A 222-nucleotide genomic window follows, 5' to 3' on the forward strand; every position below is an offset into this window, starting at 1 on the left:
GCGGAGGAGGAGGAGGAAGAGGAAAGGCCAGGAGGAGAAGGAAGAGGAGAAAGAGGAGCGGGGTGAGGATGGCAAGAATGGGGAGGAAGTGGAGGATGGTGAGGGAGATGACAAGGGAGTGGACAGCAAGGAAGAGGAGGAGAAGGAAGATGATGGAAAGGAGGAAGAGGGAAATGGCAAGGATGTGTGGAAGGGGAGAAAGATGGGCAAACAAGCCATGGG

At 55.4% G+C, this 222-nt stretch carries 1 protein-coding gene; it reads left to right on the plus strand.

The genetic code is table 11. From position 1 onward, the window contains the following. Window positions 1-222, plus strand: a 222-nt coding sequence (locus GSQ79_RS30415) for a hypothetical protein (protein ID WP_210253173.1), incomplete at both ends; no start/stop codon positions are given.

It is taken from the genome of Beijerinckia sp. L45, from assembly GCF_009765775.1.
Taxonomy (GTDB): Bacteria; Pseudomonadota; Alphaproteobacteria; order Rhizobiales; family Beijerinckiaceae; genus RH-AL1.